Annotated in this window: 22 protein-coding genes and 1 tRNA gene; 16 read left to right on the top strand and 7 right to left on the bottom strand. The window is 30.8% G+C overall.

The features are described 5' to 3' along the window. On the top strand, positions 1–354 hold a 354-nt coding region (locus tag MK115_RS06220), incomplete at its 5' end, for a chorismate pyruvate-lyase family protein (RefSeq protein WP_287610301.1). Here the strand turns inward: MK115_RS06220 and MK115_RS06225 are convergent. After that, the gene (locus MK115_RS06225) at positions 334–897 is read right to left on the bottom strand and encodes an RNA helicase (protein ID WP_287610302.1); all 564 of its coding nucleotides are present in this window, start codon (positions 895–897) and stop codon (positions 334–336) included. The two genes, MK115_RS06220 and MK115_RS06225, sit on opposite strands and share 21 nt — an antisense overlap. 83 nt (positions 898–980) lie before the next feature. Beyond that, on the bottom strand, positions 981–1,508 hold the full coding sequence (locus tag MK115_RS06230; RefSeq protein ID WP_025906727.1) for a SprT family zinc-dependent metalloprotease: 528 nt from the start codon (positions 1,506–1,508) through the stop codon (positions 981–983). An 85-nt stretch (positions 1,509–1,593) separates the two neighbouring features. Between MK115_RS06230 and MK115_RS06235 the strand changes: the two genes are divergently transcribed. The 3 genes from MK115_RS06235 to MK115_RS06245 all read left to right on the top strand — a co-directional run bounded on the left by MK115_RS06235 (position 1,594) and on the right by MK115_RS06245 (position 3,621). Continuing rightward, positions 1,594–2,013 (top strand): hypothetical protein, encoded by a 420-nt coding sequence (locus tag MK115_RS06235; RefSeq protein WP_011819289.1) that lies wholly within the window; start codon positions 1,594–1,596, stop codon positions 2,011–2,013. A 24-nt stretch (positions 2,014–2,037) separates the two neighbouring features. Further along, positions 2,038–3,351 (top strand): ATP-dependent DNA ligase, encoded by a 1,314-nt coding sequence (locus tag MK115_RS06240; RefSeq protein WP_287610305.1) that lies wholly within the window; start codon positions 2,038–2,040, stop codon positions 3,349–3,351. A 117-nt stretch (positions 3,352–3,468) separates the two neighbouring features. After that, positions 3,469–3,621: a hypothetical protein gene (locus MK115_RS06245; protein ID WP_198025666.1), complete on the top strand. Its 153-nt coding sequence runs from the start codon at positions 3,469–3,471 to the stop codon at positions 3,619–3,621. Between the two features lie 4 nt (positions 3,622–3,625). Here the strand turns inward: MK115_RS06245 and MK115_RS06250 are convergent, their stop codons facing one another. From MK115_RS06250 to MK115_RS06265, 4 genes are all read right to left on the bottom strand, one after another. Then, positions 3,626–4,222 carry a TVP38/TMEM64 family protein gene (locus MK115_RS06250; protein ID WP_025954954.1) on the bottom strand — a complete coding sequence of 199 codons (597 nt, stop codon included), beginning with the start codon at positions 4,220–4,222 and terminating at the stop codon, positions 3,626–3,628. Positions 4,223–4,224: 2 nt separating this feature from the next. Beyond that, positions 4,225–6,981, bottom strand: a complete 2,757-nt coding sequence (locus MK115_RS06255) for a valine--tRNA ligase (protein ID WP_287610310.1) — start codon at positions 6,979–6,981, stop codon at positions 4,225–4,227. A 97-nt stretch (positions 6,982–7,078) separates the two neighbouring features. Then, positions 7,079–7,465, bottom strand: a complete 387-nt coding sequence (locus MK115_RS06260; protein WP_072013173.1) for an AIR synthase — start codon at positions 7,463–7,465, stop codon at positions 7,079–7,081. Further along, positions 7,436–7,507, bottom strand: a tRNA-Val gene (locus tag MK115_RS06265). The genes MK115_RS06260 and MK115_RS06265 overlap by 30 nt, the downstream gene beginning before the upstream one ends. 98 nt (positions 7,508–7,605) lie before the next feature. Between MK115_RS06265 and mazG the strand changes: the two genes are divergently transcribed. The 10 genes from mazG to MK115_RS06315 all read left to right on the top strand — a co-directional run bounded on the left by mazG (position 7,606) and on the right by MK115_RS06315 (position 18,406). Further along, the gene (gene mazG, locus MK115_RS06270; protein WP_287610317.1) at positions 7,606–8,460 is read left to right on the top strand and encodes a nucleoside triphosphate pyrophosphohydrolase; all 855 of its coding nucleotides are present in this window, start codon (positions 7,606–7,608) and stop codon (positions 8,458–8,460) included. Further along, positions 8,457–9,308 carry a polyamine aminopropyltransferase gene (gene speE, locus MK115_RS06275; protein ID WP_287610319.1) on the top strand — a complete coding sequence of 284 codons (852 nt, stop codon included), beginning with the start codon at positions 8,457–8,459 and terminating at the stop codon, positions 9,306–9,308. The genes mazG and speE overlap by 4 nt, the downstream gene beginning before the upstream one ends. A 1-nt stretch (position 9,309) precedes the next feature. Beyond that, positions 9,310–10,191, top strand: a complete 882-nt coding sequence (gene speB, locus MK115_RS06280; protein ID WP_287610321.1) for an agmatinase — start codon at positions 9,310–9,312, stop codon at positions 10,189–10,191. Between the two features lie 50 nt (positions 10,192–10,241). Further along, on the top strand, positions 10,242–11,354 hold the full coding sequence (gene gcvT / locus MK115_RS06285) for a glycine cleavage system aminomethyltransferase GcvT (protein ID WP_287610323.1): 1,113 nt from the start codon (positions 10,242–10,244) through the stop codon (positions 11,352–11,354). 55 nt (positions 11,355–11,409) lie between these two features. Further along, a complete protein-coding gene (aspS, locus tag MK115_RS06290) occupies positions 11,410–13,206 on the top strand; it encodes an aspartate--tRNA ligase (protein ID WP_287610325.1) in 1,797 nt (598 codons plus the stop codon). Between the two features lie 75 nt (positions 13,207–13,281). After that, positions 13,282–14,892, top strand: coding sequence for a CTP synthase (gene pyrG, locus MK115_RS06295; RefSeq protein WP_287610326.1), 1,611 nt, complete (start codon positions 13,282–13,284; stop codon positions 14,890–14,892). A gap of 24 nt (positions 14,893–14,916) precedes the next feature. Next, positions 14,917–15,588 (top strand): 7-carboxy-7-deazaguanine synthase QueE, encoded by a 672-nt coding sequence (locus tag MK115_RS06300; protein WP_025963993.1) that lies wholly within the window; start codon positions 14,917–14,919, stop codon positions 15,586–15,588. A 6-nt stretch (positions 15,589–15,594) separates the two neighbouring features. Further along, positions 15,595–16,269, top strand: coding sequence for a 7-cyano-7-deazaguanine synthase QueC (queC, locus tag MK115_RS06305; RefSeq protein WP_100884223.1), 675 nt, complete (start codon positions 15,595–15,597; stop codon positions 16,267–16,269). Next, positions 16,266–17,582, top strand: coding sequence for an anthranilate synthase component I family protein (locus MK115_RS06310; protein ID WP_287610333.1), 1,317 nt, complete (start codon positions 16,266–16,268; stop codon positions 17,580–17,582). Before queC ends, MK115_RS06310 begins: the two co-directional genes overlap by 4 nt. After that, complete coding sequence (locus tag MK115_RS06315; RefSeq protein ID WP_287610335.1) at positions 17,579–18,406, top strand: aminotransferase class IV; 828 nt, start codon at positions 17,579–17,581, stop codon at positions 18,404–18,406. Before MK115_RS06310 ends, MK115_RS06315 begins: the two co-directional genes overlap by 4 nt. Here MK115_RS06315 and cobA read toward each other — a convergent pair. Next, the gene (cobA, locus tag MK115_RS06320; protein WP_287610337.1) at positions 18,379–19,182 is read right to left on the bottom strand and encodes a uroporphyrinogen-III C-methyltransferase; all 804 of its coding nucleotides are present in this window, start codon (positions 19,180–19,182) and stop codon (positions 18,379–18,381) included. The genes MK115_RS06315 and cobA overlap by 28 nt on opposite strands. A gap of 57 nt (positions 19,183–19,239) precedes the next feature. Between cobA and MK115_RS06325 the strand changes: the two genes are divergently transcribed. Continuing rightward, positions 19,240–20,508 (top strand): MFS transporter, encoded by a 1,269-nt coding sequence (locus MK115_RS06325; RefSeq protein WP_287610338.1) that lies wholly within the window; start codon positions 19,240–19,242, stop codon positions 20,506–20,508. Beyond that, on the top strand, positions 20,508–22,586 hold the full coding sequence (gene ppk1 / locus MK115_RS06330; RefSeq protein ID WP_287610340.1) for a polyphosphate kinase 1: 2,079 nt from the start codon (positions 20,508–20,510) through the stop codon (positions 22,584–22,586). The genes MK115_RS06325 and ppk1 overlap by 1 nt, the downstream gene beginning before the upstream one ends. The last annotated feature ends 32 nt before the right edge of the window (positions 22,587–22,618 follow it).

The raw sequence follows: 22,618 nt of genomic DNA on the forward strand, positions 1-22,618 counted from the left end.
AGAAGACAAGTATGGATCAAAAGCGATAATAAAAACCTAGCATGGGCAGAAAGTTGGTGGAATGCAGATCAAGTAAATGAAAATTTAAAAGCCAAAGAAGAACCAATTTGGAAGAATTTGACACAAGACAGATCAGAATTGTTTAGAGAAGTTGATCGAATTTCACTTGTTAATTCAAATTGGTTAGAGGATCAATTTTGTTTTAAAGGTCCATTCTGGTCAAGAAATTATAGATTTTTTCGAGACAAAAAGCCCTTAACAATTATTAGAGAAGTATTCAATCCACATTTAGAAAGTTTATTAGGCTATTCAGGAATTAAAGAATTTACGAAACTATACTCTTCTTCTTCTTGATCTGGGAAGATTTCTTGATTTTGATTGAACTTGTTGGTTTGATTGATCTCTCGAAGTATTATTCTCTTTTTCTGAAGCTCTTTGCCATCTTTCAACTTTGAAATCCATTTCATCTGGCCAATCTTCGTCCTTACTCTCTTTCACATAAGGTAATTTTTTTTGCTCAGTTGTCTGTAAATTTTTTGGTTGCCTTAAAGATATTGCTTCTAAAGGTCTTTTTGAGTGCTGTTTAGCAGATTCATAAGAATTTGATTCTCTGGAAAATGTCTTAATATCGCTGTTATCATCGTAAAAATTCTCATCATTCCAATCATCATTATCTTCATCAAAAAATAAATCCACTTTTTCAGATACCCATCTTCCTACTTTTTTAACACTCTTACTTGTTATTCCTTGAAAATCTGAGTTCCTTCTTTTTCCTGGCCTAGCACCAGATACTCCATCAACAAATTGTCTTCCAGTTTCGAAAATTTTATCAACCTGTTTATCAACAATATTTTTATCAAAACTATTTCTAAGATTTCTAATTCTCCTTGAATCCATAAATTATTATGCTTTTTAAAATATAAATTACATTAAAAAAATAAATAATTCCAAATATAGAAACAAAAACACATCTTATATTTTTAATCAAACAAAATTAAACACTTTTTATTCCATGATCCATTAAAGAAATTTACACAACATTTTTTACAGGCAATATTCTTTATCCTTTTCCTGTAGAAAAATTTCTCACCACAATTTTGGCAAGTTCCTATGTATTTTAATTCTCTCCTTTCAATAGGAAATGAGTGCCTCACAGAAATTTGAAAATTCTTCTCTTTCTCATTAATTTCATTCATCTTTTCTAAGAAATTTGGACCATGTATCTCATTTTTTTTTAATATCCTATCTACCCATGCATGAATCATTTCATGACATAAAGTACTGTTTATTTCACTAGTAGATAATTTACTCAAAATAGGTTTCGATAAGATAATTTCAGAATCTACAAGACCATTAATTCGTTTTCTTTTATAAAAACCAGCAGTAGTTTTTAATCTATTATCACTCCATCTAACTTTTACTAAAGGTTGATTATTAACCGCTAGAGAATTTTCAAAATATTGGCTATTAAATTTATGAAATAAAGGTAAAAGAGGAATTACAGGCATTATGGATTAAAATTAGTATTATTTTGACAAAAAAAGCCATCAAAAACGATTTCTTTTCTTAAAGTAATAAAAAACTCAAATCAACATGGATGCAACACTAGTTAAAGATATCGGAATTAAAGCATTATTAGTTGGCGGAGCTGTACTAGTTTCTTTTTGGACTTTTAATGCAGTCAAATTAGTTATAAGCGCCAGAGGAATTAATCCATTAGTAAGAAAGTTTTTTGATCAAATAGCTGCTGGCAGAATTGATGCAGCGTATGGTTTAACTACAAAAACTTATAAAACTCATGTGAAGCGCCAAGACTTTCTTAAATTTTTAGCTAGTTTAAACCTCAATAAATACAGAAATTTAAAATCAGGAAGACCTAGAGTCCAAGAAGATCAAATCATAATAACTTTGAATTTAAAATCAGAAGATAAACAAGATGAGCTCCCATTAGATTTTACTTTCGCAAAAACTGACAATGATTGGAAAATAGACAGAATAGCAAAAGTGAATTAATAATTTCTTGTGAGGCAAAAAGAATTGTTTAAAGAAGAGATAATACATCAATTAGAATTACACCCAAGTAGATTAGATAAAGAAAAAATCATCTCAGAAGCAATGGAACAAGGTCTAGATGATTTTTTTGAAGGAATCCGTATGGCACTTGATCCATTGGTAACTTTTGGTGTAAAAATTGTTCCTGAAAAAGAGAATGAAAAAAGTCAAAATTTTTTATGGAAAGATTTTAGGGAATTAGCAAATAAGCTTATTCAAAGAGAACTTACTGGTCACGCTGCTCGCGATGCAATTATTACGGCTATGGAATCTGCCAAAAAAGAAGAGTGGAATGGATTTTATAGACGAGTTTTAATTAAAGATCTTAGATGTGGTGTATCTGAAAAAACAATCAACAAGATAGCCAAGAAATTTCCCAAATATGCGATTCCTATTTTTTCTTGTCCTTTAGCTCATGACAGTGCAAATCATGAAAAAAAAATGATAGGAAAAAAGCAAATTGAAATCAAATTAGATGGTGTACGCGTCTTAACTATTATTAGACAAAATAAAGTAGAAATGTTTTCTCGTAATGGGAAACAATTCCATAATTTTGGTCATATTATCTCAGAAATAGAAAACGTCTTAAAAGAAGATCCTGCACCTCATGACTTAGTCCTAGATGGTGAAGTAATGAGCGCTAACTTTCAGGATTTAATGAAACAGGTTCATAGAAAAGATGGCAAACAAACAAAAGACGCAGTTCTACACCTATTTGACTTATGTCCCCTTGAAAACTTCCAAAAAGGGAGATGGAACACTAGTCAAACAGCAAGAAGTTTATTAGTAAAAGAATGGGTAGCAAAACATTCTATGCTTCTAAGACATGTAAAAACACTTGAATGGGAAAATGTAGATCTCGACACCATTGAGGGACAAAAAAGATTTGTAGAGCTGAATAAAGCTGCCGTGGAAGGTGGATATGAAGGAGTAATGATTAAAGATCCTGATGCTATGTATGAATGTAAAAGAACACACAGTTGGTTAAAAGCAAAACCTTTCATTGAAGTCACTTTAAAAGTTGTATCGGTTGAGGAAGGCACAGGTCGCAATAAAGGTAGACTAGGAGCTGTCCTAGTAGAAGGGGAAGATGATGGGCATGAATACAGTCTTAGTTGTGGAAGCGGATTTAGTGATATCCAACGTGAAGAATATTGGTCAAAACGGAATCAACTTATTGGTCAACTTGTAGAAATCAGAGCTGATGCTAAAACTAAATCCAAGGATGCGGTGGCTTTTAGTCTTAGGTTTCCTAGATTCAAATGCTTTAGAGGATTTAAAGCTGGAGAAAAAGTTTAAATTTTAAAAAATAATACTCAACAAAGTAGTCAATGAAAAATGTGGTTTTTAAGTAAAAAAACTAAAAATCTTGGCTATAAAATGTAAGAATAATTATCAGGACTTTTTGAGAGACTTATGACGAAGAAAACAGTTTTCAACTTCATAAAAACACCTTGTGGACAGGCAAAATATATCGAATTAGAAGCCAACAAAACTTTACTAGGTAAATTTAGGCTTTTGTGGTTTATCTTAATTGCATCTATTAGAGATTGGAATATTAAAGAGTAAATTCTTAGGATTTTTCAAAATATTCTCTGGAGTATTTAGCTGAGAAATATACAACTAAAAAAGTTGAAATAATTCCAATGCTAGTAATATATAAATTATTTGGTGATTGCACATTTTTTAACTCCTGAATACTTTTTGCCAAACTACCTATTGAGCAATAAAGAAAAGTTCCTGGAATTATTCCAAGAAGACCAAGAGCGAAATCTCTAAATTTAACATTATTCAAACCATAAAAATAATTAAGAATACTGAAGGGAAATATCGGCGATAATCTCGCTAAAAAAATTAATTTAAGTCCGCCTTTTTCTACTACTTTTTCCATGACACTTAATTTTGGATAACGGCTAAAAAGATTTTTTAGCTTTTTTGCAAAAAAACTTTTTGATACAAAAAAAGCAACTGATGCTCCTATGGAAGCGGAAATGAAAACGATAATTGATCCTAAATATGAGCCATATAAAAAACCTGATAATAAAGATAACCAAGAAGCTGGAAGTATTAATAAAACAATTAAAATATAAATACAAACAAACGAAAAGATCCCAATTCCAGTATTAAAAAAAAAAGACAAATTATAAATATTTTCAAGAAATATATTCATTCTCAATTCAAAAGTTCGAGTTTTTTAGTAATTCTTTCCTTTTGTACCGAACCCTCATTTAATTTAAATCTGCATTCATCAACAATATCTTTTGGAGCCTTATCAACGAAATTTTTATTAGATAATCTCTTATTTAAATTTTCTAATTCAATAGTCACCTTTTTTAAATCCTTGGTTAACCTTTCCTTTAATGCATCTATATTTACAAAATCCTGAAAAGGTAAGTAAACCTCTAAATCACTAATTATCCCAGAAAAAGATTTAGCAAACTCTTTTTTATCAACAGCATTAGTTTTAAAAATAAATACTTCAGAAGATTTAGTTAAGGTTTGAATATCATCAACTAAAGTTTTTAAAAAATCAATCAATTCATCATTGTCTGAAATTAAATATACAGGACCTTTTTCTGATGGCTTAAGACCTAATTCAGCTCTCAAATTTCTAATCAGCCTAATAATTTCAAAGAGTTGCTGAAAGGAATTATCAAGCTTATTATCAACAAATTTATTTTCGTGAATTGGCCATTTTTGAAGAGATAATAATGCATTATCTGGTTTTAGTTGCAGCACATGCCAAAGTTCCTCAGTAATGTGCGGCATAAAAGGATGAATCATTACCAAAATATCATTGAGCACTTTTATTAAAACTTTTTCAGATATTTGTCTATTTTTAGTCTCTTTATTATTAAACCTTTGTTTAGCAAATTCTACATACCAGTCACAAAAATCATTCCACGTAAATTCATATAGAAGTTTCGCAGATTCTCCCAATTTATATTCTTTCAACAAAGCAGCGACTTTTATATTTACCTGATTCAATTTCGATAAAATCCACTTATCACATAACTCTAAAGAAGTTTCATCACTCTCATTAAGCGAATAATTATTATTAGAAGTTTTATTAATTAACACAAATTTAGTTGCATTCCATAATTTATTCGCAAAATTTCTTGAAGCTTCAACAGTTGAAGACGTATCTTTTTTCCTATCAAAATCAAGCCGGATATCTTGTCCAGCGCCTGCAACTTCTCGAATTAAAGCAAATCGTAGAGCATCAGAACCATATTTATCAATTAATAGTATTGGATCAATACCATTACCTGAACTTTTACTCATTTTTTTATTGTTTTCATCTCGAACTAGACCATGAATATAAACATCCTTAAAAGGAATATTATTTGTAAAAGTATTCCCCATCATTGTCATTCTTGCCACCCAGAAGAAAATAATATCGAAACCAGTAACAAGAACACTATTTGGATACCATTTTTTAAAATCCGGATCATTTGTATTTGGCCAACCAAGGGTTGAGAAAGGCCATAAACCACTTGAAAACCATGTATCCAAAACATCTTTATCACGAACCAATTTAATATTTAATCCAAATTTTTTATTAGCTTCGATTAAGGCATCCTCTTCATTTCTTGCAACGATATATGGAGTATTTTGTTCTATTGAGTCTTGAGATTCATCTAAAACATACCAGGCTGGTATTTGGTGCCCCCACCACAATTGCCGACTGATACACCAATCATTAATATTCTCTAACCAATCCTTATAAACTTTCTCCCAGCGTGGAGGAATAAACGATGGTTTTTTAGAATCAATTTCATTAAGACATCCTTGTGATATATCATCCATTTTCAAAAACCATTGTGTTGACAATAAAGGTTCAATTGGCACCTTACCTCTATCAGAAAAAGGAACAGTATGTTTATAATCCTCTATCTTTGTCAAAAGGCCTAAGTTATCCAATTCTTTGATAATTTTCTTTCTAGCCTCATATCTATCTAAATTTTGAAAAATACCTGCATTAATATTTAAAGTTCCATCTTTGTTCATTACATTAATCTGTTTTAAATTATGCCTTTTTCCTATTGCAAAATCATTTGGATCATGGGCTGGAGTAACCTTCACACAACCCGTACCAAAATCTTTATCAACATGTGAATCAGCGATAATAGGTATTTCTCTATCAACGAAAGGGACTTTTACTTTGACACCAATAAATTCTTTATATCTATCATCATCAGGATTAACTGCCACAGCAGTATCACCCAAAAGAGTTTCTGGTCTTGTTGTTGCAACTTCTAAGTACTTATCTAACTGTTCACCACTTTCAGAAATTAAAGGGTATTTAAAATGCCATAAATGACCATTTACTTCTTGCATTTCAACTTCAAGATCACTTACGGCAGATTGAGATTCAGGGCACCAATTAACCAAATATTCGCCTCTATAAATTAAATTCTTTTTATAGAGAATATTAAAAGCCTCAATAACTGCTTCATTTAATTTTTGATCAAGAGTAAATCTTTCTCTAGTCCAGTCAACTGAATATCCTATCCTTTTTAATTGAGAAACTATTCTTCCACCACTTTGTTCTTTCCAGTTCCATGCTCTTTTAAGAAATTCATCTCTTCCAATATCCTCGCTTGTTTTGCCTTCACTTTTTAATTGTTTTTCGAGAATAGTTTGAACAGCTATTGAAGCATGATCAGTTCCCGGTAAACACAAAACATTCTTACCTAAAAGTCTTTGAAAACGTACTACAACATCTATCAAAGCCGTATTAAATGCATGCCCCATATGCAAAGATCCAGTTACATTTGGTGGCGGAATAACAACACAAAAAGGCTCCCCATCATCCTCAGGGTTAGGACTAAACGCCTTTAGACTTTCCCATTTTTCTTGCCACTTTTTCTCTACTTCAAAAGGTGAATAATTCTCTAAAGATAATTGATCATTCATCTCTGTCATGTGCAAATTTTATTTCAATAAACTTTTTGTTTATTTTATCTTGAGAGCAGCCAATTAATGAAAATAATATTAGTTTGCAAAAAAAGACACATCCATTCTACAAAAGTTTGAAGCCAGAACCACAGGAACAACGTTTTGCATTTTTTGGTGTTGAAATAAGAAATCCACCACCGCTCAAATCACCGTAATAATCTAATTTTAAATCTTTCAGTAAATTAAACTTTTTTACATCCGCGTATAAAGTTACTCCTTCAGTTCTTGAAATAGGGGATCCATTACATGTACCTGGCCTTAATTTAATATGCATCCATCCTTCGGAACAATTTTTATCCTCTACCAAATCAATCGACATTTCTCCTGGAGAACCTCCAAAAGAAGCTTGCCTAGATAGTTCTGAAGCAGCGCTTTGACTGATTGAAAGATTGACGATCTCAGTCATTAGAAAAATAATAAATGGGCGATCCAGGGTTCGAACCAGGGACATCCTGCTTGTAAGGCAGGCGCTCTACCGCTGAGCTAATCGCCCTTATAATAAATCATTCTAATAGATGAAGTTGAAAAATTTATACTAAGTATTTAAATATTTCATGATTGAGGCAAAATTTAATTAATAAAATATATCCTATGTCCTCAAACAATAGATATAAATTGGAAAACAATTCCGATTTAGAGACTATAAATAGTTTTAAAATCTTAATATCTAATATCAAAGCATTAAAAGATAAAACTTGGGGCTGCCCATGGCAGAAAATACAGTCTCATGTATCGTTGATCCCATTTTTGTATGAAGAAAGTAATGAATTTATAGATGCGATATATGAAAAAAATGCAGATAACATATGTGAGGAGTTAGGAGATCTTTTATTACAAGTAATGCTTCATGCTGAAATCGGTTACGAAGAAAAAGAATTTGCACTAAATGATGTTATAAAAAATCTAAACAAGAAAATTATTAATAGACATCCATATATTTTTAACAAAAAAGAAAAAGTATCATTAAAAAAATCACAACAGATTTGGGTAAATATAAAAAATTTAGAAAAAGAAGCACCTCATATGAAATCTTCAATTAGTAGAAATTTAAATTTGAAAATTAAAAATTTACCGCCAACGGTTGGAACAGATAAAATCACAAATGTTGTTAAAGAACATGGTTTCAAGTGGGAAAGTACTGATGAGATTTTTAAAAAGTTAGAAGAAGAGATTAATGAATTAAAGGAAGCAATTAAAAGTAAAAATGATTCAGAGATAAAAAATGAATTTGGGGATATTTACTTTACCCTTCTTAATCTCTCAAACTTTTTAAAGATCAATCCTGAATCAGCTCTTCAAAAAACTAATATAAAATTTTTAGACAGATTTTCAATCGTCGAAGAGCATGCAGGAGATAATATTAAAAAACAAACTCCTAAAGACTTTCAACGGCTTTGGCAAATAGCCAAACAAAAACTGGCGGGAAAAATTCCTAAAAGCAAATGACAAATATTACAACATGGATAGATGAATATCATAAAGGCTCAAGATTCGGCCTAAATGGGAAAATTCTAATTAAAAAAACCTCAAAATATCAAGAAATTATTGTTATTGAAAATGAATATTATGGTAAAGCTTTAATGTTAGATGGTTGCTGGATGACATCATTAAAAGACGAGAAATATTATCATGAGTGTCTTGTGCATCCTGCATTAAGTAGCATTGACGAAAAATCTAATGTACTAATTATTGGCGGTGGTGACGGTGGTACTGTAAGAGAATGCGTTAAATATTCTCAAATATCAAAAATTGATCTAGTAGAAATTGATGAGGAGGTAATCAAAATATCTAAAAAATTTCTAAAAGAAATTGGAGGCGAAGCATGGAATGACAAAAGATTAGAAATACATGTTGATGATGGTGTTAAATGGGTAAAAAAAACAAGAGATAATTTTTACGACGTTATATTTATAGATTGTTCAGATCCCTCAGAATTTTCAAATTTATTATTTTCAGATTCTTTTTATAAAGAATGTAAAAGAATACTTACACCAAAGGGGATATTAGCAACGCAAAGCGAATCTCCTGAATCCTTCAAAAATATTCACATAAATATTTTGAAAACCCTAAAAAATATATTTAAAGTTTCTGAAACTATGTATTCCTTTGTGCCTATATATCCAAGCGGGATTTGGAGTTGGACATTCGCTTCTTCAGAAGATCTAAATTTATCAAAGCAAAATTATGATGAAGTCCTAAAAATAGAAAAAGGATGTGAAATTTGGAATTTAAATTTTCAAAATGCAGCATTCAAAATGATGCCAAATAAAATTGTAAAAGAACTAGATTCATAAGATGACAAAAAATTTATTTGATAACGAAAATGCAATTTATATGGGAGCAAAAAGAAGTCCTGAGAATTGCTCAATTGGTATATTTGGAGTTAATTATGACGGGACATGTTCGTTTAAACCAGGAGCAAGATTTGGTCCAGAAGCAATAAGACAAGTCAGTTCTTGTTTAGAAACATATTGTCCAAAAATAAAAAAAGACTTAGAGGATATTATGTATGTTGATTTTGGATCAATACTAATTGATAAAAATGACTCAAAGTCCGTTATTGAATCGGTTAAATCAGCAACAAATTATTTAATTAGTAAACGCCTTAGTCCTATTATGCTTGGAGGCGAACACTCTATTACAAGAGGTGCTATTGAAGCATTAGTAAAAAAATATCCAGATTTGATATTGGTTCAACTTGATGCTCATGCAGATTTAAGAGAATCATATATAGGAAATGAACATAGTCATGCTTGTACTATGAAAAGATGCTTAGAAGTGCTACCTGAAAAGAAAATTTTGCAAGTAGGAATTAGAAGTGGGACTAAGGAAGAATTTGAAATTATGCATAACAACAACCAATTAGTTAACTTTTGTCCAGGCGGAAATGCACATGAGTTAAAACAAGCTCTTCTACCATACGCTAAGTCTCCAATCTATTTAACAATAGATTTAGATTGGTTTGATCCCAGTTTATTAGCAGGGACGGGCACTCCAGAACCGGGAGGATTTTTTTGGAATGATTTTGAAGAAATACTGAAAACTTTAAAAGACTTTAGAATTGTGGCTTCAGATATTGTGGAATTATCTCCAGAAATTGATAAAAGCGGAGTAAGTAGCATAGTTGCAGCCAAAGTACTTAGAAGCTTAATTTTGTCATTAGAAAATATGCAATAAAAAATTTCTAAACTACAGTGTAAAAATACTAAATACAAACTAAATATTTCATGGATTTGCTAAAAAGTCCTCTTTATTCAAAATATGTTGAATCCAATGCAAAATTAGTGGATTTTGCAGGTTGGGAAATGCCCATATCATTTTCAGGATTAATTAAAGAGCATGAATCAGTTAGATCTTCAGCAGGATTATTTGATATTTCTCACATGGGTGTGATTTCTATCAAGGGAATCAATCCAAAGGATTATATTCAAAAACTTTTTCCTACTAATTTATACTCCTTTTCTGAAGGTCAGGGGCTTTATACAGTAATGCTCAATGATAAAGGAGGAATAATAGATGACTTAATAATTTATGACCTTGGTATACAAGAAAATGACATATCAGAATTATTGTTAATAGTTAATGCAAGTAGATATGAAGAAGATTTTCAGTGGATAAAAAATAATTTAAATATGTCTGAAATTTCGATAACAAACTTTAAAAAAGACAAAGTACTTTTAGCACTACAGGGAAAAAACTCATTCGATTTATTTGAAGAATGGATTGAATCTTCGATCTCACATATCCCTAACTTTGGATGCGAATATAAAATTTTTGAACATATTTCGCCTAAAGAAAAAATTTTCTTTTCAAAGACAGGATATACAGGGGAAAATGGTCTAGAAATACTTTTATCTAAAAAAGCAGCAATTAATTTATGGGATTTCTCAATTTCCAAAAATGTTGCACCTTGTGGTTTAGGAGCTAGAGATACTCTTAGACTTGAAGCAGGCATGCATCTTTATGGTCAAGACATAAATGAAGAAACTTCTCCATATGAAGCAGGGTTAGGCTGGCTAGTACATCTAGAAAATAATCACGAATTCTTTGGAAGAAGATTTCTTGAAGAGCAGTCAAGATTAGGTATTCAAAAAAAGTTAGTTGGTCTCTCTATAGAAGGTAAAGCAATAGGAAGAAAAGGTTGCGCAGTTCTTAAAGGTGAAGAAAATATTGGGACTATCACAAGCGGCAGTTGGTCTCCAACTAAACAACAAGCTATAGCTTTTGCATACATCAATACTTCGCATGCCTTAATAAATAATGAAGTTCAAATATTAATAAGAGGCAAAAAATTCAAAGGGGTAATAACAAAAAGAGCGTTTTATAAAAAAAATTATTAACTAAATTTACCCTTAAAGAATTATTATAAGTTATTGATAAATAAATCATACTTAGATGAGAAACAAAATTTGCAAAGAACTCAATAATACAGATATTGGTAAATTAGTTAATTTATGCGGATGGGTAGATAGAAGAAGAGATCATGGTGGTGTAATTTTTATTGATTTAAGAGACCATAGTGGATTCCTACAAATAACAATTAACCCCGATGATGGTGCAGATCTATTTAAACAGGCAGAAACTCTAAGAAATGAAACAGTAATAATGGTTAGCGGAATTATTAATGAAAGGCCCAAAGATTCCATAAATACAAATTTAAGTACTGGAGAGTTAGAGCTTAAGGTTAAAGATTTGCAAATTCTCAACCAAATTAAAAACAACTTACCTTTTCCAGTGTCTATACATGATTATGAAAATACAAAAGAGGAACTCAGATTAAAATATAGATACCTTGATTTAAGAAGGGGAAAATTACTAGAAAATTTAAAAACAAGACATAAGATTATTAAAGTTGCTAGAGAATTTCTTGATAATTTTGGATTTACAGAAGTAGAGACCCCATTACTTACAAAGTCAACTCCTGAAGGGGCTCGCGATTTTCTTGTTCCTGCACGTCTTTCAAATGGAGAATTTTTTGCTTTACCTCAATCCCCACAACTATTTAAACAACTTTTAATGGTTGGGGGCTTAGATAAGTATTATCAAATCGCAAAATGTTTCCGTGATGAAGACTTAAGGGCAGATAGACAGCCAGAGTTTACTCAATTAGATATTGAGATGAGCTTTATTAGTGAAGAAGAAATAATTTCTTTTAATGAAAGTCTCATAAAAAAAATATGGAAAGAAGTGTTAAATATTAATTTTAATAATGCTTTTCCAAGAATGTCATGGCAGGCAGCAATGGATAATTACGGCACTGATAGACCAGATACTAGATATCAAATGTTATTAAAAGATTTAGGAGGAGTATTAGGTGATATTGGATTTAATATTTTCACCAAGGCAATTAAGTCTGGAGGTTATATAAAATCCATAACAGTCAAAGGAGGTAATTCAAGTATTAGCAACGTAAGAATTAAACCAGGAGGTGATATCTTCCAAGTAGCTCAAGATGCAGGAGCTGGTGGTTTGGCCTTTATAAGGGTCAAAGGAGATGAGCTTGAGACTATTGGGGCAATTAAAAATAATTTAAGTGAAGAGCATATAGCTGATATTTTAAAAATCACAGAAGCAAAAGATGGAGACTTAATCCTCTTAGGAGCTGGAGATAAACAAATTGTCAATCAGTCATTAGATAGGGTTAGACAATATATCGCAAAAGACTTAAATCTCATTGATAAAAGTAAATGGAATTTCTTATGGGTAACTGACTTCCCGATGTTTGAGAGAAATGAAGAGGAAAATAGATATGAAGCTTTACATCATCCTTTTTGTTCTCCAAAAAATATAAAATCTAAAGATTCTGAAAACTTGAAAAAAGAAATTGAGAGCTCTACAGCAAATGCTTATGACTTAGTTCTTAATGGATTGGAGTTAGGAGGTGGCTCTTTACGTATTCATGAAGCGAACTTACAAAGAGAGGTTCTGAAAACGGTAGGACTTACTGATAAAGAGATTGATGAAAAATTTGGATTTTTAATAGAAGCCTTAGAAATGGGTGCTCCTCCTCATGGTGGAATAGCGTTTGGATTGGATCGTATTACCATGCTGATCATTGGTGCAGATTCAATCAGAGAAACCATTGCTTTTCCAAAAAATCAACAAGCAAAATGTCTTCTCACAAATGCACCTTCAAATGTCTCTGAATCACAATTAAAAGAATTAGATATTGAAATAACAATTGATGAATAAGAATATATATGGATGTTCTAAAAGTTTTTTGTTTAAATAAAATATAAGGAGGCTGTGCTTAATTAAAAATATTTAATGTCAAAATTTGTATTTGTCACCGGAGGAGTAGTTTCTAGCATTGGTAAAGGAATTGTAGCTGCAAGCTTAGGAAGATTATTAAAGTCTAGAGGATATAGTGTTTCAATATTAAAACTAGATCCATATCTAAATGTTGATCCAGGAACAATGAGCCCTTTCCAACATGGAGAAGTATTTGTAACCGAAGATGGGGCTGAAACCGATCTAGATTTAGGTCACTATGAAAGATTTACTGATACTGCAATGACTAGGTTAAATAGTGTGACTACGGGATCTATTTATCAAGCAGTTATTAATAAAGAAAGAAGAGGTAATTATAACGGTGGAACTGTGCAAGTAATACCTCACATAACGGGAGAAATTAGAGAAAGGATTCATAGAGTAGCCGCTAACAGCAATGCAGATATTATTATTACTGAAATTGGTGGAACAGTTGGTGATATTGAATCTCTACCTTTTTTAGAGGCAATAAGAGAATTCAAAAATGATGTCAATAGGAACGATGTTGCATACATACACGTAACATTACTTCCTTACATCAAAACCTCTGGCGAAATAAAAACTAAACCAACACAACATTCAGTGAAAGAATTAAGATCAATTGGAATTCAGCCAGATTTACTTGTATGCCGAAGTGATAAATCTATCAATGAAGCTCTTAAAAAGAAGCTTAGTGGTTTTTGCGGTGTCAGTATCAACTCTGTAATTGAAGCTTTAGACGCAGACAGTATTTATTCTGTACCTCTTTCTTTAAAAAAAGAAGGTTTATGCAAAGAAACCCTGAAGTATTTAGACCTTGAAGATAAAAAATGTGATTTGAAAAATTGGGAGCAACTAATACACAACCTAAGAAATCCTGGAGATCCAATAAAAGTTGCTCTTGTAGGCAAATATATTGAACTTGGAGATGCATATTTATCCGTTGTTGAAGCTTTAAGACATGCATGCATTGAACAAAAGGCTTTATTAGATTTACATTGGGTAAGTGCTGAAATGATAGAAAAAAATTCAGCAGAAACTTACTTAAATGAAGTTGATGCAATTGTCGTACCCGGGGGATTTGGCAATAGAGGAGTCAATGGAAAAATTTCGGCTATAAAATTCGCAAGAGAAAATAAAATTCCCTTTTTAGGTTTGTGCCTTGGTATGCAATGTGCAGTTATAGAATGGGCCAGGAATGTAGCTAATCTTCCAGATGCATCTAGTTCAGAACTAGACCCAAACACTCCAAATCCAGTGATACATTTATTACCAGAACAGGAAGATGTAGTTGATTTAGGTGGGACAATGAGACTTGGAGTTTATCCATGTAGATTGACAAAAAATACAACTGGAAAAAACTTATATGATGAGGATGTTATTTATGAGAGACATCGACATAGATACGAATTTAATAATTACTACAAACAAAGTTTTTTAGATTCTGGATACAAAATTAGTGGTACATCACCAGATGGCAGATTAGTTGAGTTAATTGAGTTAGAAAATCATCCATACTTCTTAGCCTGTCAATATCATCCTGAGTTTTTATCAAGACCTGGCAAACCTCATCCTTTATTTAAAGGATTAATAAAAGCCTCTCAAGATAAGTTAACTCAATCAAATTAATATTCTTTATTTTTTTGAATGAAAATGACAAATTTTTTACCCTTAGTCGAACAATTTCATTCATTACAAGGTGAAGGTTATCACGCTGGAAAAAGTGCTTTTTTTGTAAGATTAGCCGGATGTAAAGTTGGATGTTCGTGGTGCGATACCAAGAATTCATGGGACGAGAAAAAACACCCTTCTATATCAATTGAAAAAATAATAGATCGCATAAAAATTGCCAGAAAAAAAGGAGCATCTTTTTGCGTTATTACAGGTGGAGAACCTTTACAACATAACTTGGATAATTTTTGCAAAGCCATAAAAAAAATGACGATGGGAGAAGAACAAAAGCCAATGAAGATTCATATTGAGACAAGTGGAGTTAATTCGATATCAGGAAGCTATGACTGGATTACTTTATCTCCTAAAAGACACTCACCTCCAAAAAATTATTTTTTAAAAAACTGTAATGAAATCAAAATAATCATAAATGAAATAGAAGATATTGAATTTGCTATTCAAATAAAAAAAGAAACTTTAAAACAATATCAACTCTCTAAAAGCGAAGATGGCTTAAAAAAAGAAGATAAAATTTTTTATTTACAGCCAGCATGGAACAATGCGAATGGTTTTTCTCTTGCTATTGATTTCGTAAAAAATAACCCCGATTGGAAATTGAGCCTTCAAACTCACAAATACTTAAAAATTAATTGAAATCATATGACTCTTAAAAATAAATCGATAGTAGTTTTATTATCTGGAGGTTTAGATTCTTCTACAGTTACTGGTATCGCAAAAAAATCCGAAGCTAAAATTTTTGGCCTTTCATTTGACTACGGTCAACGTCATAAAAAAGAATTAAATTCTGCATCAATAATTGCAAAACACTTTGATATCGAAGAATTTAAAATCATTAAGCTTGACTTATCTTTATGGGGAGGCTCGTCATTAACTGATACTCAAAAAAATATTCCAATAGAAGGAGTACAAACTAATAAAATTCCTAATACTTATGTTCCTGGGAGAAATACTATATTTATTTCCGTTGCACTAAGTTATGCCGAAGCAATAGATGCTGATTTTATAGGATTAGGAGTTAATGCACTAGATTATTCTGGTTATCCAGATTGCAGACCTGACTACATTAAAAAATTTCAAGAATTAGCAGATTTAGCCAATAAAAGAGGAAGAGAAAATAATCCAATAAAACTTTGGACACCACTATTAGATTTAAATAAAGAGGAAATTATTAAATTAGCTTTTGATAATCATGTCCCTTTAGATAAAACATGGAGTTGTTATTCGGGTAATTCAAAACCATGCGGTAAGTGTGATAGCTGCAGAATTAGAAATGCCGCTTATGAAAAATGGCTTAATAACAATAATAAAAAATGAAAATAAAAAAAATAATTCTAGAAAAATGGATAGATCCAGCACTGATTACGCATCATCTAACAAAAAAATTCGGAGATAAAGGATTAGCTTGGCTAGACAGTGATGGCAAAGAAAATGGGGAATGGTCAATAATAGGAATTAAACCTAAAAAAATAATCCAATCAAGAGATATCAATAACTTAGACAAAACTAATAATCCATTTAACAATTTAAGAAATATTGAAAAAGGATTTTGGATCGGATGGTTAAGTTATGAAGCTGGAGTTTTCATAGAACCCAAAAACCCATGGCGAAAATCTAATATGGCAACTTTATGGATTGCATCATATGATCCAATCATTAAATGTAATCTAATAAAAAAAGAAATAATTATCGAAGGCACAAACTCATCTGAACTGATGAATTATAAAAACATAATCAACAATATAAAAAATATTGAAGAAGAAAATATTATTAAAACAAATTTGAATTTTGATTTTTCAAAAATAAATTTGGACGAAATGGCTGAAAAATTTCAGAAAAATATTTTAAAATTGAAAAAATTAATTTCCCTAGGGGATATATTTCAAGCAAACCTAACAACTAAATGCGAAATTGAATCTTCCAAAAACTATAATCCTCTAGATATTTATTTGAAAATAAGAAGGAAATTAAGAGCTCCCTTTGGAGGAATAATAATAAATAATGATAATTATAAAGAGGCTGTATTATCTACCTCGCCAGAAAGATTTATAAAAATAGATAATAAAAATTTTGTAGAATCAAGACCTATCAAAGGAACTAGATCCAGAGATAAAGATTTAAATCAAGACGCACTTAATGCTATCGATTTAATAACGAACGAAAAAGATAGAGCCGAAAATATTATGATTGTTGACCTAATAAGAAATGATTTAAGTAAAGTTTGCGAAACAGGAAGTATTATGGTGCCAGAAATATTAAAACTTGAAAGTTTCTTAAAAGTTCATCATCTAACTTCAGTAATCAGAGGCAAATTAAAAAAAGACAAAAACTGGATTGATTTACTAAAAGCTTGTTGGCCTGGGGGCTCTATAACTGGAGCACCTAAATTAAGATCATGCCAGAGACTTTTTGAATTAGAAGAATGTGAACGCGGACCATACTGTGGCTCATTTTTGAAGCTTGACTGGAATGGAGAGTTTGACAGCAATATACTAATAAGATCATTTTTAATTAAAGACAAAAAAATCAATATATATGCTGGTTGCGGAATAGTTATTGACTCAAACCCTGAAGAGGAAACTAATGAACTAAAGTGGAAACTTTTACCGTTAATTGATTCACTAAAATGATTGAAACATTAGGCTGGCACAAGGATCAATGGTTGGATATTGATAGAATATTTATTGCTGCTAATAATAGAGGATTAAAATTTGCTGATGGTATATTTGAAACCATTTTGATAAAAGAAAACAAACCTATTCTTTTTGATGAACATCTGAAAAGATTAGAAAAAAGTAGCAAGATTTTAAATATTAATCTCAAAATAAATAAATTAACTTTGAGACAACTTATTCACGATGGAATTAAAAAGTTATCGCTTAAAAATGATCAATTTGCTTCAGTAAGAATAAACTATAGTCGAGGAACTAATGAAGGTCGAACACTAACAATTGATAGCACTTCAGAGACAAAAGATTTGGATAATTTATGGCTTGAGTTCTATAGAATCAAACCAAATTTTAATCCGATAAGCGTTTGCATTAGTCAAACGGAAAAAATAAATGAATTCAGTCTTATAAGTAAATGCAAAACATTTTCATATAATCAGGCAATACAAGTTTTGACAGAAGCTAATGAAAAATCATTTGATGATTCTATCCTTTTGAATACGTCAGGTGAACTTTGTTGTGGAAGTACATTTAATCTTCTAATTAAAAGAAATAATCAATGGATAACTCCTAGAAAAGAGAGCGGCTGTTTAGAGGGGATTATGGTTTCTAAAGCTTTAAAATTGAAAATTGTAAAAGAAGAATTAATTCCTCCAGAATTTCAAAATGATGACATAATAGTTGCAATTAATAGCTTATCTTGCAGACAAATTAATCAAGTTAATGATTTAAAGCTTAAACCTAAATTCGATCCAATTTACTTTTGGGATTTATTATATAGTTGAACTTTATTAATATCTGGTAAATAGACATCAGATACTTTAGTTATATTGTTATTAACCTTAAATTCAACAATTTTTCCAATAATGATAATTGATGGAGCTAAAAATTCTTTATCTTTGATTTTATCTGGAAGATTATCTAATTTCTCTATCAAACATTTTTGATTTTTTAAAGTAGCTTCTTGAATAACAGCGCATTTAGTACTCTTATCTAAACCACCTAGAATTAATTCTTCCACAATAAATTCAATATTTTTTATACCCATAAAAATTACTAAGCTATCTGATGATTTAGCTAAATCTCTCCAATTCACTGTCTTTTTTTCCTTATCTACACGCTCATGTCCAGTGACGAAAGTTACGGAACTCGCAGCATCTCTATGGGTTAGTGGAATACCAAAATATGTGGGGGCAGCTATCCCAGAAGTAATACCAGGAACGATTTCAACTGAAATTCCATTTTTTTCTAAAATCGATACCTCTTCACCACCTCTAGAAAAAACGAATGGATCTCCCCCTTTAAGCCTTACAACATTTTTGCCTTCTTTTGCTAATTTCAAAATAAGATCATTAGTTTCAGCCTGAGGTACAGAACACTTCCCAGCTCTTTTGCCTACATGGAAAATTTCTGTATTTTTTCCTGCCTCTTTTGTTATTTCATCCGGGATTAAAGCATCATGAACTAATGCATCACAATTTTTTATTAGGCGTAAAGCTTTAAGAGTTAAAAGCTCAGGGTCACCAGGACCTGCTCCAACTAAATAAACAATGCCGGGCACAATAATCTCCATTAACAAGTATGGTAGTAAAAGTTAATCGCAATGAAGGTAAATATTGTGAAAGAAAGTTTATTAAAACCAAATAAAAAATTTACTCTCCTTAGTGCGTTTATCACTCTTCTAAATGATCGTTTAAGTGAAAGTATACTGTTACCCATATTACCCTCTTTTGTTTTACTTTTTGACTCTAAAGCAAGTACATATGGTTTATTATCATGCACTTACCAATTAGCTCAATTTACAGCTTCTCCTTTTATAGGACTTATGAGTGATAGATATGGAAGAAGACCTGTCACTCTTTTTTGTATTACTGGTTCAGTAATAGGAATATCAATATTATCTTTTACAGTTCTTTTTAATTGGTCAAATTCAATAGCCTCTATCCCGTTATTTTTATTATTTTTAGCGAGACTAATTGACGGTTTAAGTGGGGGGACTGCAGCTACTGCAACAACAATTCTTGCAGATATTTCAAGCCCTGAAAAAAGAGCAAAAACATTTGGTCTTATTGGTGTAGCTTTTGGTTTAAGTTTTTTCTTAGGTAATATTTTTGTTGTAATTTTTGCAAAAAATACAAATAATAATTTTATTATTCCAGTTTTGATAGCCTCAATCATTCCAATAATAAATTTCCTCCTTGTATTTTTTTACTTACCAGAAACCAAGCCTAATAGTGACTCAAATAAATCAAAAACTATTTTAAAAAACCCTTTAAAAGCTCTATTTACAGTTTTCAAAGAAGAAAAGATTAAAAAATTATCATTAGCTTTTTTTATTTACTTTATTGCTTTTACTGGATTGACCAATATCCTTATATTTTTCCTTCAAGAATCTTTAAACTGGACGACCAAAGCATCAAGTGGAACTCTTGTTGTAGTAGGAATAATTGCAATTATCGTTCAGGGAGGACTAATTGGGCCTCTTGTAAAACAATTTGGAGAAATGCGATTAACACTTATCGGATCAGGCTTCATTCTTGTAGCATGTGCTCTTTTAATAACTGCTCCAAAAGAAAATGCGACAATTAATATTTATTCAGCTGTTTCATTTTTAGCCGTTGGGGCAGGATTAATTACGCCCACCTTAAGAGCACTAATATCAAAGAAATTAGACGTTGATAAACAAGGATCAATTTTAAGTAACCTTCAGGGTCTACAGAGTCTTGGAGGAGTTTTAGGAATTGCAATGGCCGGAAGGGTTTATGATAGTTTTGGTCCTAAATCACCTTTTATAGCTGGTTCCGTTATCTTACTTTTCATGATATACCTTATTGCAGAGGGTAAAAATAATAATTCTTTTAACAATCAAAAATCAAAAGTTTTTTAATGAAAAGCCAGGCTGATGTTTTTATTAATAGAGAATTAAGTTGGATTGAATTCAATAAAAGAGTACTCCTAACTGGTATGGAAAAGGAGTACAAAATCCTAGATAAAGTAAAATTTTGTTCAATTTTTAGTAATAATCTTGATGAGTTTTTTATGGTAAGAGTAGCTTCATTAAAGGCTCAAGTTGAAGCAGAAATTACTAAAAAAAGTATTGACGGACTTACCCCTAAAGAGCAATTAAAAAAAATCAATAATGAAATAAAAAAGTTAACTATTCTCCAAGAAAACTATGTAAATAATGAATTAAAAAATGAATTAAAAGAAAAAGGTGTAATTTTAAAAAAATATAAGGACCTAAGTGAAAATCAAAGAAATTGGTGTAATAACTTCTTTACAACATCTATTTTCCCTTTATTAACTCCATTAGTTGTTGATCCGGCACATCCATTTCCTTTTATAAGTAATTTAAGTCTAAATTTAGCAGCTTTAATAAAGGATGAGGAGAATTCTAAAAATCAGTTTGTCAGAGTAAAAATACCAACAAAAAATATACCCCGATTTATAAGAATTCCCAATGAAATTACTCAACTTAGTGATGAAAGTTCTCACTATTTCATAAGTGTTGAAGATTTAATTGGGAATAATATAAATACTTTATTTAACGGAATGGAATGTATAAATTACTCTTTTTTTAGAGTGACAAGAGATGCAGATTTAGAATTAAAAGAACTTGAAGCTGATGATCTACTTTTAGCTGTTGAACAAAGTTTGCAAAAAAGAAGATTAGGTGGAGACGTAGTTAGATTAGAAGTGGAGTCAGATATGCCAGAAAATATTCTAAAGTTACTTATTGAAAGTATCTCAATACAGAAAGAATATATATACTTTTGCAAAAGTTTATTAGGCCTAGACGATTTAAATCAGCTTACAAAAATTGATAGAGATGATTTAAAAGAAAATCTACTAATTGGAAAAACTCACCCAGAATTAAAACATTTAGATTTGCCTTCAAACAAAAACCCTAATTCTATTTTCAAGATACTTAGAAAAAAAAATATTCTGCTTCATCATCCCTATGACTTATTTAAAACTTCAGTTGAAGAATTTATAAACAGAGCAGCTGATGATCCACTTGTAATGGCTATAAAAATTACTTTATATCGAGTTTCCCAAGATTCCCCTATCATTGCAGCTTTAATGAGAGCTGCAGAGAATGGGAAAGAAGTAATGACTCTTGTTGAACTAAAAGCAAGATTTGATGAAGACAATAATATTCAATGGGCAAAACAACTTGAACAAGCTGGAATTCATGTTGTATATGGAATCATCGGATTTAAAACACATACAAAAATTGCCTTAATAGTAAGAAAAGAGAAAGGACGATTAAGGAATTATTTCCATATTGGAACAGGAAATTATAACTCTAATACTTCAAAGTTTTATACAGATTTAGGATTACTTTCAACTGATCCTGATATTGCATCAGATTTACTTGAGTTATTTAACTACTTATCAGGTTTTTCTAAACAAAAAAGTTATCAAAAGTTATTAGTTTCTCCCTCATCGATGAGAGAGAAATTTATATTTCTGATAAAGAGAGAAATTAAAAATGCAGAGGAAGGCAAAAAAGCCGAAATAATCGCAAAAATGAATTCTTTAGTAGACCCAGAAATAATTAAACTGCTTTATTTAGCTTCAGACTCAGGTGTAAAAATTAGCCTCATCATAAGAGGTATTTGTTGCCTATATCCCCAAAGAAAAAATTTAAGTGAAAATATTAAAGTTATAAGCATTATTGGCCATTTTCTTGAACACTCAAGAATTTTTTGGTTTTGTAATAACGGTGATAATGAGGTTTTTATTGGGAGTGCAGATTGGATGAGAAGAAATCTTGATAGAAGAATAGAAGCTGTTACTCCGATAGAGGATTATGAATTGAAATCTAAAATATACTCGCTTTTGCAAACCTACATTAAAGATGATTACTTTTCTTGGATAATGAAGGAAGATGGTTCTTATTCGAAATATGAATTAGATTCATCGGATAATCGTTCGCAAATTGACCTCATAGAAAAATAAAATTAATATTGATTTTTACAACATTTAAAAAA

Origin of the sequence: Prochlorococcus sp. ALOHA_ZT_50, from assembly GCF_022447305.1 — a bacterium.
Taxonomy (GTDB): domain Bacteria; phylum Cyanobacteriota; class Cyanobacteriia; order PCC-6307; family Cyanobiaceae; genus Prochlorococcus_A.

Excerpts from the sequence above, each read along its gene's own strand:
- MK115_RS06225 (WP_287610302.1), bottom strand. The coding sequence starts at position 897 with ATGGATTCAAGGAGAATTAGAAATCTTAGAAATAGTTTTGATAAAAAT.
- MK115_RS06230 (WP_025906727.1), bottom strand. The coding sequence starts at position 1,508 with ATGCCTGTAATTCCTCTTTTACCTTTATTTCATAAATTTAATAGCCAA.
- MK115_RS06235 (WP_011819289.1), top strand. The coding sequence starts at position 1,594 with ATGGATGCAACACTAGTTAAAGATATCGGAATTAAAGCATTATTAGTT.
- MK115_RS06245 (WP_198025666.1), top strand. The coding sequence starts at position 3,469 with ATGACGAAGAAAACAGTTTTCAACTTCATAAAAACACCTTGTGGACAG.
- MK115_RS06250 (WP_025954954.1), bottom strand. The coding sequence starts at position 4,222 with ATGAATATATTTCTTGAAAATATTTATAATTTGTCTTTTTTTTTTAAT.
- MK115_RS06255 (WP_287610310.1), bottom strand. The coding sequence starts at position 6,981 with ATGACAGAGATGAATGATCAATTATCTTTAGAGAATTATTCACCTTTT.
- MK115_RS06260 (WP_072013173.1), bottom strand. The coding sequence starts at position 7,465 with ATGTCCCTGGTTCGAACCCTGGATCGCCCATTTATTATTTTTCTAATG.
- mazG (WP_287610317.1), top strand. The coding sequence starts at position 7,606 with ATGTCCTCAAACAATAGATATAAATTGGAAAACAATTCCGATTTAGAG.
- speE (WP_287610319.1), top strand. The coding sequence starts at position 8,457 with ATGACAAATATTACAACATGGATAGATGAATATCATAAAGGCTCAAGA.
- speB (WP_287610321.1), top strand. The coding sequence starts at position 9,310 with ATGACAAAAAATTTATTTGATAACGAAAATGCAATTTATATGGGAGCA.
- gcvT (WP_287610323.1), top strand. The coding sequence starts at position 10,242 with ATGGATTTGCTAAAAAGTCCTCTTTATTCAAAATATGTTGAATCCAAT.
- aspS (WP_287610325.1), top strand. The coding sequence starts at position 11,410 with ATGAGAAACAAAATTTGCAAAGAACTCAATAATACAGATATTGGTAAA.
- pyrG (WP_287610326.1), top strand. The coding sequence starts at position 13,282 with ATGTCAAAATTTGTATTTGTCACCGGAGGAGTAGTTTCTAGCATTGGT.
- MK115_RS06300 (WP_025963993.1), top strand. The coding sequence starts at position 14,917 with ATGACAAATTTTTTACCCTTAGTCGAACAATTTCATTCATTACAAGGT.
- queC (WP_100884223.1), top strand. The coding sequence starts at position 15,595 with ATGACTCTTAAAAATAAATCGATAGTAGTTTTATTATCTGGAGGTTTA.
- MK115_RS06310 (WP_287610333.1), top strand. The coding sequence starts at position 16,266 with ATGAAAATAAAAAAAATAATTCTAGAAAAATGGATAGATCCAGCACTG.
- MK115_RS06315 (WP_287610335.1), top strand. The coding sequence starts at position 17,579 with ATGATTGAAACATTAGGCTGGCACAAGGATCAATGGTTGGATATTGAT.
- ppk1 (WP_287610340.1), top strand. The coding sequence starts at position 20,508 with ATGAAAAGCCAGGCTGATGTTTTTATTAATAGAGAATTAAGTTGGATT.